General features: G+C 53.5%; 12 protein-coding genes. 2 read left to right on the top strand and 10 right to left on the bottom strand.

The window, feature by feature from the left end; translation table 11 throughout:
- Positions 1 to 34: 34 nt before the first annotated feature.
- A complete protein-coding gene (locus tag P3B99_000490) occupies positions 35 to 352 on the top strand; it encodes a hypothetical protein (protein ID WYJ07608.1) in 318 nt (105 codons plus the stop codon).
- Between the two features lie 108 nt (positions 353 to 460).
- Here P3B99_000490 and P3B99_000485 read toward each other — a convergent pair whose 3' ends face one another.
- Genes P3B99_000485 through P3B99_000470 form a run of 4 tightly spaced genes read right to left on the bottom strand, consistent with a single transcriptional unit; the run spans position 461 to position 4348 of the window.
- Positions 461 to 2593, bottom strand: coding sequence for a pentapeptide repeat-containing protein (locus P3B99_000485; protein WYJ07607.1), 2133 nt, complete (start codon positions 2591 to 2593; stop codon positions 461 to 463).
- The gene (locus P3B99_000480; protein WYJ07606.1) at positions 2508 to 3269 is read right to left on the bottom strand and encodes a pentapeptide repeat-containing protein; all 762 of its coding nucleotides are present in this window, start codon (positions 3267 to 3269) and stop codon (positions 2508 to 2510) included. The genes P3B99_000485 and P3B99_000480 overlap by 86 nt, the downstream gene beginning before the upstream one ends.
- The gene (locus P3B99_000475; GenBank protein WYJ07605.1) at positions 3232 to 3576 is read right to left on the bottom strand and encodes a pentapeptide repeat-containing protein; all 345 of its coding nucleotides are present in this window, start codon (positions 3574 to 3576) and stop codon (positions 3232 to 3234) included. The genes P3B99_000480 and P3B99_000475 overlap by 38 nt, the downstream gene beginning before the upstream one ends.
- 10 nt (positions 3577 to 3586) lie before the next feature.
- Positions 3587 to 4348, bottom strand: a complete 762-nt coding sequence (locus tag P3B99_000470; GenBank protein WYJ07604.1) for a hypothetical protein — start codon at positions 4346 to 4348, stop codon at positions 3587 to 3589.
- 222 nt (positions 4349 to 4570) lie between these two features.
- Between P3B99_000470 and P3B99_000465 the strand changes: the two genes are divergently transcribed.
- Positions 4571 to 5569 (top strand): tyrosine-type recombinase/integrase, encoded by a 999-nt coding sequence (locus P3B99_000465; GenBank protein WYJ07603.1) that lies wholly within the window; start codon positions 4571 to 4573, stop codon positions 5567 to 5569.
- 19 nt (positions 5570 to 5588) lie between these two features.
- Here the strand turns inward: P3B99_000465 and P3B99_000460 are convergent, their stop codons facing one another.
- The 6 genes from P3B99_000460 to P3B99_000435 all read right to left on the bottom strand — a co-directional run bounded on the left by P3B99_000460 (position 5589) and on the right by P3B99_000435 (position 16124).
- Positions 5589 to 7199, bottom strand: a complete 1611-nt coding sequence (locus P3B99_000460) for an endo-1,4-beta-xylanase (GenBank protein ID WYJ07602.1) — start codon at positions 7197 to 7199, stop codon at positions 5589 to 5591.
- A 46-nt stretch (positions 7200 to 7245) separates the two neighbouring features.
- On the bottom strand, positions 7246 to 8181 hold the full coding sequence (locus P3B99_000455) for a ThuA domain-containing protein (GenBank protein ID WYJ07601.1): 936 nt from the start codon (positions 8179 to 8181) through the stop codon (positions 7246 to 7248).
- A 101-nt stretch (positions 8182 to 8282) separates the two neighbouring features.
- Positions 8283 to 9809, bottom strand: a complete 1527-nt coding sequence (locus tag P3B99_000450; GenBank protein ID WYJ07600.1) for a sigma 54-interacting transcriptional regulator — start codon at positions 9807 to 9809, stop codon at positions 8283 to 8285.
- 14 nt (positions 9810 to 9823) lie between these two features.
- Complete coding sequence (locus P3B99_000445; protein ID WYJ07599.1) at positions 9824 to 11248, bottom strand: glutamate synthase subunit beta; 1425 nt, start codon at positions 11246 to 11248, stop codon at positions 9824 to 9826.
- A gap of 7 nt (positions 11249 to 11255) precedes the next feature.
- Positions 11256 to 15776, bottom strand: a complete 4521-nt coding sequence (gltB, locus tag P3B99_000440; GenBank protein WYJ07598.1) for a glutamate synthase large subunit — start codon at positions 15774 to 15776, stop codon at positions 11256 to 11258.
- Positions 15777 to 15797: 21 nt separating this feature from the next.
- Positions 15798 to 16124, bottom strand: a complete 327-nt coding sequence (locus P3B99_000435) for a hypothetical protein (GenBank protein WYJ07597.1) — start codon at positions 16122 to 16124, stop codon at positions 15798 to 15800.
- Positions 16125 to 16163: the final 39 nt, after the last annotated feature.

The following is a 16163-nucleotide window of genomic DNA, read 5'->3' as shown; positions in this document are numbered from 1 at the left end:
GCGCGAAACACCGCGCAGACGTTTCATAAGAGACATGAGAACAATCGCACATATCGGTATACCGACCGACCGCGTGCCCGAAAAAGGCACATATCTTGCGGGGGCGAAACTTTACGTTAGCGACCCCGCCGACACAAAAAACAACCTTGAATTTCTGTATTTCGAGGAAGGTTGCCCGATGCCGGAAGTCATACAAAAGCGGACACATATAGCCTACTTTGTGGACGACCTCGACGCGGAATTGAAGGCGGCAAAAAAGGTGCTTGTGCCGCCGTTCGAGCCGTTCCCGCACATCAAGGCGGCATTCGTCGAAGAAGACGGAATCGGCATAGAACTCCTGCAAAAGTTCTAACTAAAAATAGCAAACCGCAACGCGGCAACAGCTGTTGCCGCATTTTTTGCGCCCATAAAAAAGCCGCCGCGTTCCCCGCGACGGCTTTCAATTTCAAGACAACGCGCCCTACCCGCGCCTGCGCCACGCGGCAAACGCCAAGGCAATCGCGCCGAATACCGCCGCATACGTCGCGGGTTCGGGAACGTTTACGGAAATGTACAACCCGCTTCCTTTAACGATGTAGTCCCACGCGCCGTCGTATTTTTCGCCGTTTATAGTAAGAATCAGAGATTCGTCTTTTACGAAGTTGTTAAAACCCGAAATAAGGGAATCGTCTTCAAACGAAATCAGCGCAATCGTGAAAGCGTCGCGTGTCGTGATGTCGTCCACAATGTTTACGGTAAGAATCGCGCCGTCTTCAAAAACCAAGCCCGAATTTGCGTCAACCTTGAAAATCGTCGACCCTGCGGAATCGGTGTTTATGAGAAGTTGACCGTCGGAAGCAAGCGTCAGAGTTTTGCCGTTTGTAATTTCGAACGCCGCGCCCTGGTCGAGCGTAAGCTTTGCGCCGCCCGAAATTGTCGCGTCGCTTTCCGAAATCTTCGCGAAAATCGCGGAGGAACGCGCGGACGAAACATACTTGCGGATTGAAAAACTTTCCGCGGCGGAAGCCATCGAAAAGTTTTTGATTACGCCGTCGCTCATTATCGTGTTCTTGTAAATCGGCGAACCGTCGGGCTTCTTGTCGAAACTTGCGCCGCGCAGATCCGCGCCCGAAAAGTCGGTGTCGTCGAGAACCGCGAGAGTGAGGTCGGCGTTTTGCAGATTTTGTTTTTTAAAGCTCCATCCGCTGAAATCATTGTCGGAAAGATTCGTGTTGGATAGGTCGCCGTTTTTATAGCTTGCCGTAGCGTAGAGCTGGGCTTTGTCGAAGCCGTAATATGTTACGGCAGTCAAGTCGGCGCCGGCGATTTTCGAGTCGGTAAAATTCGTGCCAAGCAAGTTCTTCTCGGCGAAATTCCAGCCCGAAAGGTCGTTGTTTGAAAGATTCAAACCGCCGAGCTTGTCGTTTTTGTACGTCGAAGTTTTCTCGAATTGCGCGAATGTCAAGCCGTTCAAAGTCGTGTTCGAGAGGTTTGCGCTTGCGAAGTCGGCGTTGGTGATGTCGGCATTTTCAAAGCCCGCGCCAGACAAATCCTTTTCGGCGAAATTCCAGCCGGAGAGGTTGTTCCCCGCAAGAATTACACCCTGCAAATTGCCGTCGGCATAGTTCTTCGTGGAAGCGAATTGCGATTCGGTGAAACCGTTGGCAATGGTGTTTGAAAAGTTCGCGCTGCCGATTTCCGCATTCGAAAAATCCGCGCTTGCGAGAATTGCGTTAGTGAAATCCTGCCCCTGCAAATCTACGCCGCTCAGGTCGACGTTCGTGAAGTTTGTACCCGCAAAGTTCTTGTCCTTGTAGCTTTTGGTCGAAGAAATCTGGTCTTTTATCGCCACGTTCGTGAGGTTCGCGCCGCTGATCTCGGAATCTTCGAGCTTGGCGGAGGCGAACTTCGAGTTGCTCAAATCCTTGCCAGCAAAATTCCAATTTGAAAGGTCATTTTGCGAGAAATCGATGCCCGAAAGGTCGCCGTCTTTGTAGTTCTTCGTTGCGTAAAACTGCTCTTTTGTGAGACCGCCCGCCGTCGTGTTGGTAAGGTTCGCGGCGGATATATCGAGGCCATCAAGCGTCGCGTTTTTGAACAATACATTCGAAAGGTTCAAGCCCGCAAAATTCCAGCCGCTCAAATCGTTTTCGGAGAAGTTGATTCCAGAAAGATTTTTGTCAGCAAAACTCTTTGTCGATTGCAACTGCGATTCGGTGAAGCCCTTGCCGGCAGTCTTTGAGAAGTTGGCGTTGGTTGTGTCGGCATTTGTGAAATCTGTGCCGCCAAAAGTCACATTCTCAAAGCTTGCACCACTTAGGTTTTGACCGTTAAAATCCCAATTTTCCAAATTGTTTGAACCAAGCTTTATTCCACTTAGGTCTTTGTCTTTATAGCTCTTCGTCGATTCCAGCTGGATTTCTGTAATACCACTTGAACTAAAATTAGCTCCTTTTACTGTCGCATCGGTAAAACTTGTATTAGCCAACGTTGCGCCGCTGAAATTCACATTGCTAAGCTCACTGTTTTCAAGCTTTGTATTCGTCAAGTCCGCGCCGTCGAAACTCCAAGCAGCAGCCGAAAAGTCGTTGTTCGAAAGGATAATATTCGTCATGCCATGCTTTGCCGACTTCTGTACCTTTGGCATTCGAAAAATCAGCTCCGTTTACTGTCGCGTCGGTAAACTTTGCGTTTGTCAGATTTTGCCCATTAAAATCCCAGCCACTCAAATCGTTATAACTAAGATCTATTCCGCTTAAGTCTTTATCTTGGTAGCTCTTCGTTGATTTCAACTGCGCTTCCGTAAAACCTTGGGACACGGTATCCGAAAAATTAGCTCCTTTTACTGTCGCATTGCTAAAGTCTGTATTAGTCAACGTCGACCAACCAAAGTTTGTATTAGTTAGGTTCTGACCGTTAAAATCCCAGCCGCTCAAATCGTTTGAAGTGAGGATTATTCCACTTAGGTCTTTATCTTGATAGCTCTTCGTTGATTTCAGCTGGCTTTCTGTAAAGCCGTTGGACACAGTATTCCTAAAATTAGCTCCGTTTACTATCGCATCGGTAAAGTTTGCATTAGTCAGATTTTGCCCGTTAAAATCCCAGCCACTCAAATCGTTTGAACCAAGCTTTATTCCACTTAGGTCTTTGTCTTGATAGCTCTTCGTTGATTTCAACTGGCTTTCTGTAAAACCTTTGGCTACGGTATTCGATAAATTAGCTCCATTTACTGCCGCATCAGTAAATTTAGCATTAGTTAAATTTGCATCGGCAAAGTCTGCATTTGTCAACGTCGCAAACCAAAAAATTTGCATCAGTTAGGTTAGCATTGTGGAAATTTGTACCCGCTAATGTTGCTCTTTCAAAGCCTGCCGAACTTAAATTTGCATTTGTAAAATCCGCTCTCGTATAATCAGTTTCACTGTCATAATGAGAAAATATAACACTCGATCCATTTTTAACGTAAGTATTGCGCCAAATGGAGTCCACGTGGCTTTCTTTCCAATAATCGCCGCTAAGTTCGCCTGTGTGTACGTCGTTGTCGGCAAATGCCGCGGCGGCGGCAAAGAGGGAAAGTGTAATTAGATATTTTTTCATAAACATAGTCCTATTTTGATGCTTTATCGCAGTTATTGCAGTTGCGGCTCGGGTGTTTGTTTATTTTTCTTTGGGTTCGCCACTTTTTTAATTTCTCGACAATTATTTCCCTCATTTCTCCCATAATAAACAAAATCACATAGCGCAAAACTTCGTCTCCTATTGTGCACAAGGCATCGTTCCAAAGGTTGCAGATGGCATGCCAAGTACCGCCGGTCAAAAGTTTCAGCACTTCGTTTTTAGCTGACGCGAAAGTCTGTGCGCTGACGGTTATATTAAACTTATACGAGTTATATGAAATAGACTCCAATATTTTACATACATCTACCGTGCGGACAAAGGCGTTCCAATCGGCAGGAACATATGAGCGCATATCCGCCGACTGATAGTTTGGGGTATTTCCCACGCAGACTCCTTCACGCGCGTAAAGCTCGCGAAAAACCGCGGGCAGGTATCCCCAGTATATTTCGTTTCCATTGCCGTTCTCGGCGCGCCAGCCTATGCAACGCGCGCTGCTGCCCTTTGTATTTGTATAATTGCACGTCTTCAACGACGCAAAAACTGGCGATTCAACAAACCTTTGTTTTATAGCCTCGTATTCGTCAGCCCTGAATGAATACGGCTTACACTCCTTATTAACAATTTTAAGTTTGCCCTCGGATATACAAACCAAGAACAAAGACTTTCCGCCTAATGTGGGTACAAGCAACTTGTTTCCCGAATACTCGGAAAGCATCTTTCGAATTTCCTCTATAAATTTTTCGTAGTCCATAGGAGTAAAAAAACTGAAAAATGACTATCGTATTTAAAATACGACATACATTGATTTGATTACAATACATTGATTCGCAAAATTTAAAAGAAATCGGTTTTCGGCGGCGGGACGGCGGAATACTACAATATGTGCGGAACAAAAACCGCGTCTAATCGCCGTTTTTCAAATACTTCAAAAGTTTTTTTGCAATTTAGATTTGACACTCGTATTTTAAATACGATGGACACTATACTCAATTCTATTTCGGACGTTTTAGGGCATGTCGAGGTTTCGGCTATTGATTGTGCGCGTTTTATCCGCAACATTTTAGACGCAAAGCCTGCTGGCTCGAAGTTGACCGACGCCCAGTTCATAAGCAAGGTAATCGAAAACGGAGTGCGGCACATGCGCTCGACGGAGATGTCGTTTGAGGAGGGGTTCGCCATTTACTATCAGAGCAAGCAGCACTTGCGGCACGACTCTATTCGCGACATCCGCTGCATCGGCAACCGTCTTTTACGCGCGAATCCCGAACTTTCCAAGCGCAATTTTTCGGAGCTTACGGTGTTAGAGTGCGAAACTTGGCTCAATTCCGCGTTCTCAACCCTTCCCCAGCAAAACAAAGGACGGGCAATGTTGCACGCTTTGTTCGAATTTGCAATCCGCCGCGACTGGTGCGACGTCAACCCCATCAAGCACATCGAACGCCGCAAGGTAGTTGAAAGGGAGATTGTTCCGCTAAAACTTTTCCAGATAAGGCGTCTGATAAAAAACGCCCGCAAGGAAAGTCCGCAATGCGCCGTCGCCGCCGCGATTCTCATTTACACGGGAATCCGCCCGCGCGAAGTGCGCCGCCTGCTCTGGCGCGACATCGATACCTCCGAAAACGTCATAACCGTGCGTTCGCAATGCTCAAAGACAGGCGGGGTGCGGCAGGTCGAAATTCCGCCCGTCCTGAACAGGCTCTTGAATGCGGTATGCCCCGAATCGGAGGAGTCTAAAATCTGCCCGACGGGCTGGGTGCGCCGCTGGCGCAGAATCCGCGACATTTCGGGATTCCGCAAGCTCTGGGTTTGCGACGTGCTCCGCCACACCTACGCCAGTTTCCACGCCAAACGTTATTCCGACCTGCCGCGTTTACAGCTGAACATGGGGCATGCAGACATCGCGCTTTTGCGTTCGCGCTATGTCAACATGCACGGCATTGAGAGGCTTGAAGCCCGCTATTTTTTCAACTAAGAGTCTGCGTTCCGCCGCCCTATTTTACCGTGATGAAGGCGGATTTTTCCTCTCCCTTTTCGGTCGTCCACGACACTCTGTATTTCCCCTTGAAGCCCCTGAATTTTATTTCGCCGTTTTCGTTCGGCTCGGCTTCCAAATTCGTTCGCCACTCATTTTCCACAAGTTCCGATAGCGCGTAGTATGCGGGTTTCGGGTTCATCTCGCGGGTGAAAAGACCCGAAATCGACGGTTCGCCCGGTGCGCCGCAATCGTCAACGACGTTCCACCACGTTATTCCGACCACCGACTTCCGGCTAAACCACATTCTATACAGGTTGCGCGTAATGATAGCCTGTATCATTTTTCCGCGTTCGGTATTATCGGGCGCACTGATTGTGATTTCGCTCATGTGAATCGGGCGGTTTGCGCGTTCGACCATTTCGAACGCCTCGCGCATGTGTTGGGGCGAAATTTTCAGAATGTCGAGCCGGAAGCGTTTGTTGTCGGTCGGCTTGCCGTCGGCGATTAGCTTCACGACCTCGGGCTTGAAAAGGTGCATTTGCCAGCCGACGACGTCGATTTTGCAGCCGCGGGCGACGAGGTCGCGAATCTGAGTGTCGTATTTTTCAAGGCGGAACGGCCCGTAGGGGTTTTCGTTGATGTTGAGTTTTACGCTCTGCGGGAACGCTTTTTGCGCAACTTGGAAGCCGTCGTAGGCGTAGTCGGCGGGCAAAATTCCGTAGCGGACGCCCTTGGAGAAAATTCCGCCAACGTTCATATGTCCGTCGGCGAAGTCTTCAAGGCTCTCGTTGACGACGTCCCAGCTTTCGATTTTGTCGCCGTAGTATTCGGCAAGGCGGGCAATGCGGCGGGCGAACTGGCGTTTGAGGTTTTTGCCGAAGTCTGGAATGTAGGCGTCGAGGTCGGCGGCGGACATTTTCCTGTAAAGCGGAGTGTATTGTTCGCGGACGACTTTCACGCCGTCTTTCATAGGCGTTTTGATAAGTTTTGAGAATTTTTCGCGTTCGTCGTCGGTAAGGCACTTGTCGTAGAGCCAAACCGGAATTTGATAAGTTTTATTACCCCATATCAGCGCGTGCCCGTGGACGCGCACGCCCCTGTCTTTCAAAAAGTTCACGACGGGGTCGGTCGGCGGGCGCCGCCAGTGGATTTGCGTCTTGGGATTTTCGGCGTTTGCCCAGAAATCCTGAGAGTCCCAGTATTCGCCCGCTGTGCGCATGCGGCCGTCCTGCATTTCGAACTTGCCCCAGTAGAATGCGACCGTCGCCGAATTGAAGAGCGTGCCGAAGAGCGACTTGTATTTTGCGTTGAGCGTTTTGTCGCCAAGCTGGTCGAAGTTGAAGATGTGCGCCCCGAAATAGAATTCGTGCGAAATCTGCGCGACTTTCACCTTTGTTCCCGCCGCGATTTTGCCGACATAAAGCGTTGCGTCTGCCTTGCGGTTTGCCTCGATATCGCGGTCAATGTCGGAGTTAAGGTCGCCGTTCCACTGTTCCCAGTACGACTTCGCCATAATTCCCTGCGTGTCCTCCGCGCCGTTTTTCGGAATTTTTATCTCCGACGCAAACGCCGAAACCGCGCAAAGCGCAAAAGCCGCCAGCCCGCCCTCAATAACAGATATTCTCATAATTTGATTCCCTCCTGATTGTTGTTGTTGTTTCGAGAAAGATTTCCTATTTTTCAGCGCGCCACTTGGCGTCGAGGTCGCTCCAATCCTTTATATAATAGTCGTAGTCGCCGCGTTTCGGCTTCTTAATTTTTGCGGCAAGGCTTTCAAACGGCGGCAAGGAGGCGTCGTAGCCGTTTTCGGGAATGTCGATTTCGGCAAGCCACGCAATCGTGTTCAGCACGAGCTTCCGATAGTCTTTTTGCGCGAGCGTCCACGGAACGTGCCCGCCCATGATTCCGAAGCCGCGCGTGCCGTTGGGGTTTTCTACAACCCACGCGATTGTCTCGAACCTGCCCTTCCCCAGCTCGGCCTGCACCGATTTCGGCGCGCTGCGGCGTTTGCGGATTTTGTCTGGAACCTGCGTTTGAATCAGCGGCGTGATTTTCTGCGCCGCGTTTTTTGAGAACGCTATGTTGAAGTGCCACTCGTCGTAAATCGAAAACGGTTTGACGCCGCTGAGCGCGGGGTGCGAGCCGAGCCTGAAATCGGCGGCGTAGAACGGATTGTAGGAAAAGCCATTTTGATAGTGCCCGCCAATCAGCGAATCGAACGCGGCGTTGTCGGCGGGAGAGTCGAACATGAGCGTGTAGTGGAATGCGCCGATGTTCACGCCCTTGGCGTTGAGTTTTTCGAGCAGGTCGGTTTTGCCGGCGAACGGGTGGTTTTTCTCGCCCTCGGTCGAAATCACGATGGCGTCGGCGTCGGCGAGCGCGGAGAGGTCGGGAGTTTTTTCGGTATCGAGCCATTCGGCGCGGACTTTCCCGCCCATCGACTCGTTGACCATGCCGACGAGTTCTTCGCACATGATGGCGTGCTCGTGGTCGCCCCACAGGTGGATTGAATTACCCGAAACAAAAACGACTTTCTTGGGAGAAGCCGCGCACCCCGCCAACAAAACCGCCGCGCCCGCGCAAACCGCAAAATTAAAAGCTTTAAACATGCGGACGATTTTAGCAGGCGGCAGAGGCATTGCAACCAGAAACGCAAACGCCCCGCGCAAAAGTCGCCCACGCCCGCGCGGAAACGCGCAAACGGGGTTGTCTACTTATAGAGTTCGGGGTTGATTCCGAGTTTTTTGATTTTGTAGAGGATTACCCGCTGCGTTGCGCCGAGGTGTTTGGCGGCGGCGGAGGCGTTGCCCTTTTTGAGTTTCAGGGCCTCCACAATCAGCTCCTTTTCGAAGCTCGACACAAGCGACTCGTAGTCTCCGCCCGCGGTCGCCGAGGTCAGCGAAGTTTCGGTGTTTTCGGCGGTTTGCAGGGACGGCGGCAGATTGTATCCGCTGATTACGTTGTCGGAGGTATTGAGGACTGCGTACTCTATGCAGTTTTCAAGCTCGCGGACATTCCCCGGCCAATAATATGAAGTCATCATATTTATTGCTGGGGTAGAAATCCTGATTATCTGTTTTGAGTGTATATTATTATATTTCCTCAAAAAATGTTCCGCGAGCAGCACGATATCGCTTTTTCTGTTTCTGAGCGCGGGCATGTAAATCGGGAAGACATTGAGGCGGTAGTACAAGTCTTCGCGGAAAGTTCCCGCGCGTATCATCTCTTCGAGGTTGCGGCTGGTTGCGGCGATAATGCGCACGTCAACCCTGCGTTCCTCGTTTCCGCCCACGCGGTAGAAAGTGTGCTCCTGAATGAAGCGCAGGAGTTTGAGCTGCATGGGCAGGGAAAGGTCTCCTATTTCGTCGAGGAAGAGCGTGCCCTTGTCGGCGAGCTCCGCAAGCCCGATTTTGCGGTTGACCGCCCCCGTAAACGACCCCTTTTCGTGCCCGAAAAGTTCGCTTTCGATAAGCCCTTCGGGGAGCGCCGCGCAGTTTACTACCACGAACGGGTTTTCCCTGCGTAGCGAATTGCGCTGTATCGCCTTTGCCACAAGCTCTTTGCCCGTGCCCGACTCTCCGCGAATCAGAACCGTCGCGTTGGAGGCGGCGACTTTCGAAATCATCGAATAGACTTTTTTCATGTTGCTGCAATTCCCGATGATTTCCGTCGGGCGCAGCTTGTTTTCGAGTTCGAGTTTGAGGGCGAGGCTTTCGCTTAAAAGTTTTTCCTTTTCCTCGTGCGCGGAGTATGCGGCGAAAATCGCGTCCGCGGTGATGTTTGCGATTGTTTCGAGGAGGTGGTAGTCGGCTTTAAGGTCGGTATTTTTTTCGACTTTGCGGTCAATGCTGAGCGTGCCGATTACGTCGTCTTTATAGACAATCGGAACGCAGATGAACGCCACGCCCTTTTCGCCGTCGCGGGCTTTTGTGCGGTTGAGAAAGCCCTTTTCCTTCGAGATGTCTGGAATGATTTTTCCCTTGCCCGTCGCGGCGACCTGCCCCGTAATGCCCTCGCCCACGCGGTACAGCCCGCGGTCGATTTCCTCTCTGCTAAGCCCTTCGGACGCCTCGATTACAAGGACGTCGCCCTCGCGCATGGTGAGAGTGCCGCGAAGCAGCCCCATTTCGAGATGGAGAATTTTCAGCACTTCGCGCAAAAGGTCTGGCACGCTCGTCCTCAAAGCGACGAGATGGCTGATTTTGTTTAATACGGCTACTTCTACGTGGAGGCTCATAAATTAATATGCGCTCACTTTATCAAATTTTTCAGGTACAAGTCAACACTGCGGGCGAGATTTTTTCCCGACTGGATAGCCCGAACAACAAGCGACGGCCCGCTTACGGAGTCTCCCGCCGCGAAAACGCCCTCTATGTTTGTCGAGAAATTTTCGTCCACTTTAATCATCGAGCGCGGCGAGAGCATTACGCCGAGGCTGTCCACGATTCCGCGCGTATCGACACCCGTAAATCCCATGCTAAGCAGAATCAAATCCGCCTCGATTTTGAATTTGGAATTGGGGCGTTCGGTGAAAGATTTGGGGCGTCCGAGAGAGTCGAAAGCCCAGTCGCACGCGACAAGCGACGCCGACTTAACCGCGCCCGCCTTGCCGTGTATTTCCTTGACGTTGACCGCCCACATGCGCGTGCCGCCCTCCAAGTGGCTGCTCGAAGTTCTGAGCTTGTACGGCCAGTCCGGCCACGGCGTGGAGCTGTGGCGTTCGGCGGGCGGTTCGGGCATGATTTCCACCTGCACGACCGATTTCGCCCCCTGTCGAAACGCCGTACCCATGCAGTCGCTACCCGTGTCGCCGCCGCCGACAATCAGCACGCGTTTGTCTTTTGCCGAAACTGTCGGCTCGTCGATTTCGCCGCTGTTTACGCGGTTTTGCGAAGTGAGAAATTCGAGCGCGAAATGCACGCCGTCGAGGTTGCGCCCCGCGACGTTTTCGCCCAGTCCGCGCGGAACCTGCGTGCCGAGACAGAGGCACACGGCGTCGAATTTTCGGCGCAGGTATTCGGCGGAAATGTCCGAGCCTATTTCCACGCCGCCCTCAAACAAAATCCCCGACGACGACAGCACGTCGATTCGCCTTTCTACGGCGCTCTTTTTGAGCTTGAAGTCGGGAATGCCGTAGCGGAGGAGTCCGCCGAAATTGTCGTTGCGCTCGAACACAACGACCTCGTGCCCGCAGCGGTTGAGCGCGTCCGCCGCCGCCAGCCCCGAAGGCCCGGAGCCGACGACCGCCACGCGCATGCCCGTGTGCCTGTACGGTTTGTACGGCTCTACGTATCCCTTGCGGAAGGCGTTTTCGATGATGTTGTATTCAATCTGCCGAATCGAAACGGGATCGGACGACAAGCCCGCGCAACATGCCGCCTCGCACAGGGCGGGGCACACGCGAGATGTGAACTCGGGGAAAGGCGACGTTTCGGAGAGCACATAGTAGGCGTCTCGCATGCGTTTTTCGCGGACGGCTTTGTTGAACTCCTGAATCGAGTTTCCGAGAGGGCACCCCGCTCCGTGGCAGAACGGAATGCCGCAGCCCATGCAGCGTGTTGCCTGAACTTCCGCCTGTTCGAGAGTCGGGTGGATTTCGACCTCGTCGAAGTCCGCCGTGCGCCCCTCCCGATAGCCCGCGTTCAGGCGCGGTATGTTTAAGAATTCGGACGACATTGTTTTTTTAGACGTGCTTCTCCTTCACCTCGTCGCCGCCGACGAGCTTTCCGAGAACTTTTCTGTATTCAATCGGGAAGACCTTGACGAACTTCGGCAGTTCGTTTTCCCAATTTACAAGAATTTCCTTTGCGCGCTTGGAGTCCGTCGAGATGTAGAAGTCTTCGATGAGCGACTTCAATTCGATGTCGTCCGCCGAGCCTTCCGCGACGCTTTCCAAGTCCACCGACTGCAAGTTGCAGCGCATGTCGAAGTTTCCGAGTTCGTCGTAGACGTACGCGAAGCCGCCAGTCATGCCCGCCGCGAAGTTGAAGCCGGTCGGGCCGAGGCAGACTACGCGCCCGCCGGTCATGTATTCGCAGCAGTGGTCGCCGACGCCCTCCACTACGAAAGTCGCGCCGCTGTTTCTGATTGCGAAACGCTCGCCCGCCTTGCCGTTCACGAAGACCTTGCCGCTTGTCGCGCCGTAGCCTATGACGTTGCCCGCGATTACGTTCGACGAGCTGTCGAGCTTGGAGTCTCTGGGCAGGCGCACGACTATCGTGCCGCCCGAAAGGCTCTTTGCCATGTAGTCGTTGGCTTCGCCTTCGAGAATGAACGTAGCCCCCGCAGGGAGGAACGCTCCGAAGCTCTGCCCCGCAACGCCGGTAAAGTCGATTTTCACGGTGTCGGCGGGAAGCCCCGCGTGGCCGTACTTCTTGGCGATGTGGTTTGCGAGCATTGCGCCCACGCTTCGGTCGGAGTTGCGGATTTCCATCTTGATTTCGACGGGTTCGCCGCTCTGGATATTCGGCTCTACCTGCGCGAGAATCTTCTTGTCGTACGCGCCGGCGAGTTCGCGCGGAGCGAGTCCCGCGCTTCTGCGCGGCAGGGACGCGTCGCCGACCTGTTCGAAAATCTTGGAGAAGTCGAGGTTCTTCGACTTCCAGAATTCGATTGCGTAGTTCGTTTCGAGAAGGTCGCTTCTGCCGACCGCTTCGTCGATTGAGCGCAGACCGAGGGACGCGAGGATTTCGCGGACTTCGTTTGCGAGGAAGCGCAGGAAGTTTTCGATGTGTTCGGGCTTGCCCTTGAAGCACTTTCTCAAACGCGGGTCCTGCGTGGCGACGCCGACGGGGCAGGAATTGTCGTGGCACTTGCGCATCATCACGCAGCCGAGCGTTACGAGAATCGTAGTAGCAAAGCCGAATTCCTCCGCGCCGAGCAACGCGCCGATTACGACGTCGCGCCCCGTCTTCATCTGTCCGTCAACCTGAACGCGAATCTTGTCGCGCAGTCCGTTGAGGCGCAGCGTCTGCTGGGCTTCGGCGATGCCGAGTTCCCACGGCAGACCCGCGTACTTAATGCTTGTAAGCGGCGACGCGCCCGTGCCGCCGTCGTGCCCGCTGATGAGCACGACATCCGCCTTAGCCTTTGCGACGCCCGCGGCGACAGTTCCCACGCCGACTTCCGAAACGAGCTTTACGGAAATTCGCGCCTGTTCGTTTGCGTTGCGCAGGTCGTAGATGAGCTGCGCCAAGTCTTCGATTGAGTAGATGTCGTGGTGCGGCGGCGGGGAAATAAGCGTTACCCCGGCGGTCGCGTGGCGGACCCGCGCGATGATTTCGTTTACCTTGTAGCCGGGGAGCTGTCCGCCCTCGCCGGGCTTCGCGCCCTGCGCCACCTTGATTTGCAGTTCCTTTGCGTTAGCAAGGTATTCGGCGGTGACGCCGAAACGTCCGCTTGCAACCTGCTTGATTGCGCTCGAAATGTCGCCCGCCTTGCCGATGTTGGCGTAGCGCGCGGGGTCTTCGCCGCCCTCGCCGCAGTTGCTCATTCCGCCGAGCCTGTTCATGGCAAGCGCGATTGTCTCGTGCGCTTCGGGGCTGATTGAGCCGAAGCTCATCGCTCCCGTTACAAAGCGGCGGATAATGGATTCGACGGGTTCGACCTCCTCAATCGGAATCGCCTTTGTGGGCTTGAACTTGAACAGCCCGCGGAGCGTGCAGAGGTGGTGCGACTGGTCGTTGATGAAGTTTGCGTATTCGCGGTACTTCGCCTCGTCGTTTTCGCGGACGGCGCGTTGCAGAAGCGTGATTGTCTGCGGAGTCCAGAGGTGGTGTTCGCCGTCCTTCTTGAACTTGTACTTGCCTGCGTTTTCGAGGACATTTTCGAAGTTCGGCTTCGGATAGTGCGCGTTGTGGTAGCGGGCAAGAGACTCGGACGCGATTTCCGTAAGCCCGATTCCGCCGACTCTCGACGCCGTGGGCGCAAAATACTTGTCCACCAAGTCCGCGCCGAGACCGACCGCCTCGAACACCTGCGCCTGACGGTAGCTGCGGAGCGTGGAAATGCCCATCTTCGACATTACCTTCAAAATGCCCTTGCAAATCGCCTTGATGTAGTTGGCGACCGCTCCCGCCGCGTCGATGTTCTTAATGCGACCCTCTTCCACCATGTTGGCTATGCTTTCGATTGCCAAGTAGGGGTTGATTGCCGTCGCGCCGTAGCCCAAAAGCAGGCAGAAGTGCGCGATTTCGCGTGCCTCGCCCGTTTCCGCCACGATGCCCGCGCTTGTGCGCATGTTCTTTTCGACAAGGTGTCTGTTGACCGCCGCAACCGCTAGCAACATCGGTATCGGGGCGTGTCCGTAGGAGAGGTTCTTGTCGCTCAAAATTATGACGCTCTTGCCGTCGCGGACTGCCTGCTCGGCTTCGGCGCAGATTTTGTCGAGGGCAAGCTCCAAGCCGTGCGCGCCGCCCGCCGCCGAAAATTCGGCGAGGATTCTCCGCGCCTGAAAGTTCTCGACCTTCGAGGTGCAAATGCAGTTTACGTCGCGGTTTGCGAGAATCGGGTGCGGAAGCTTCAAGAGGTGCGCGTGCGACGGAAGCTCCACAAGCGTGTTGCCCTGGTTGCCGATGTACGTCATCAGGCTCATCACAAGCTGCTCGCGAATCGGGTCAATCGGCGGGTTGGTAACCTGCGCAAAAAGCTGCTTGAAGTAGTCGTAGAGCAGCTGCGCCTTGTCGGACAAAACCGCCAACGCCGCGTCGTTGCCCATCGAGCCGTTCGGCTCCTGCCCATTTTCCGCCATCGGGCGCAGAATCATGTCCATGTCTTCGGCGGTGTAGCCGAAGAGCTTCTGGCGCTGAATGAGGTTCTCGCCGACAATCGGGTCGGGCACGGATTCGAAAATACCGCTAAGGGTAATGCGGTTGTCGTCAACCCACCTGCGGTAGGGCTTTGCGCGGGCAACGAGCGTCTTGATTTCCTTGTCGAAAAGGATTCTGTGCTTTTCGAGGTCGAGGTAGATCATCTCGCCCGCGCCGAGCTTGCCGCGGCGGAGCACCAAGTTTTCGGGAATGTCGAGCACGCCCGTTTCCGACGCCAAGACGAACAGACCGTCCGAGCAAATCGTGTAGCGGGCGGGACGCAGGCCGTTGCGGTCGAGCAACGCGCCCGCCTTTGTGCCGTCGGTAAACGCCAGAGCCGCAGGGCCGTCCCACGGTTCGGAAACGCCAGAGTTGTATTCGAAGAATCCAGCGATATCCTTGCTAACGTAGAAATTCTTGCCCCACGCCTGCGGAACAAGCATGAGCATTGTGTGCGCAAGGCTTCTGCCCGCCGACGCGTAAAGCTCTACGGCGTTGTCGAGGCAGGCGGAGTCGCTCTGGTTTTCGCGGATTACGGGGATTACCTTGGAAATGTTTTCGCCGAACAGCGGCGATTCGAAGTGCGTCTCGCGCGAGCGCATCTGGTTGATGTTGCCGCGCAGCGTGTTGATTTCGCCGTTGTGCGCCAAATATCTGAACGGCTGGGCGAGCTGCCAAGTCGGGAAAGTGTTGGTGCTATAACGTTGGTGGACGAGCGCGATTGCGCTCTTGAAAGTCTTGTCGGCGAGGTCGGGATAGAACGCCTTCAACTGCGGGGCGTTCAGAAGTCCCTTATATACTATCGTGCGACACGAGAGCGTGCAGACGTAGAATGTGTCGCCCGCGGAAGTCTTGGCGTCGATGTTCTTTTCAATCACGCGGCGCAAAATGTAAAGGGCGCGTTCGAAGTCCGCCTCGCTGCGCTCGCCGCGCCCCGAAACGAAAACCTGCTCTATGCGCGGGCATGTCGAAAGCGCGACGCCCCCGATTGCCGATTCGTCAACGGGAACTTTTCTCCATGCTATGATAGACATTCCCTCTTCGGCGACCGCCGCTTCCACAACCGCCCTGCACTTTTGCGCAAGGTCTTCCTCGCGCGGGAGGAAAATCATGCCGACGGCATATTCGCCCGCCTTAGGCAAACCAGAAATCTGCGCACGAAAAAATTCGTCGGGAATCTGAACCATTATACCCGCGCCGTCGCCCGTCTGCGAGTCTCCGCCGACCGCGCCCCTGTGCATCAGGCGTTCGAGAATCTGCACGCCGTTGTCTACAATGGAATGCTTTTTTACGCCGTTGATGTCGGCTACCATTCCGACGCCGCAGGCGTCGTGTTCGTTAGATGCATTGTACAGCCCTTGGGGCTGCGGGTAATAACTGTTTTGTATTCGTTGCATATTTGTTTTGGTAATTATGATTTACTTCAAGCACATTCCGTGCCAATTTTGTAGCACTTTTCGCAATTTACTAATAACCAGCGCAGAACAATGTTTTATTGCCAAAACTACAATTTTGGGGCGGCGGCGCATTTCAGATTTACGACAATTTTGTAGCGGGCTGCATTTTTGCGCCACAAAATTGTCGCAACATAATTGGCGCAAATCGGCGGTTTGGGCGTTTTGAAAATTGACATTTCGGGGTAAAGCTACAATCTGCATAGTATATATAACATAAAGGCGCAAAATACCGCCGAAAGCCGATAAAAATACGCCGATACCGCCGTTTGAAAAATTCTGGCACGGCATCTGCTACACTATCAGCAGTTCCATTTTAAACAACACAAG

This window comes from Opitutia bacterium KCR 482 (genome assembly GCA_029269845.2).
In the GTDB taxonomy this organism is placed as follows: Bacteria; Verrucomicrobiota; Verrucomicrobiia; order Opitutales; family Intestinicryptomonadaceae; genus Merdousia.
This window is presented reverse-complemented; position numbering and strand designations above follow the sequence as displayed.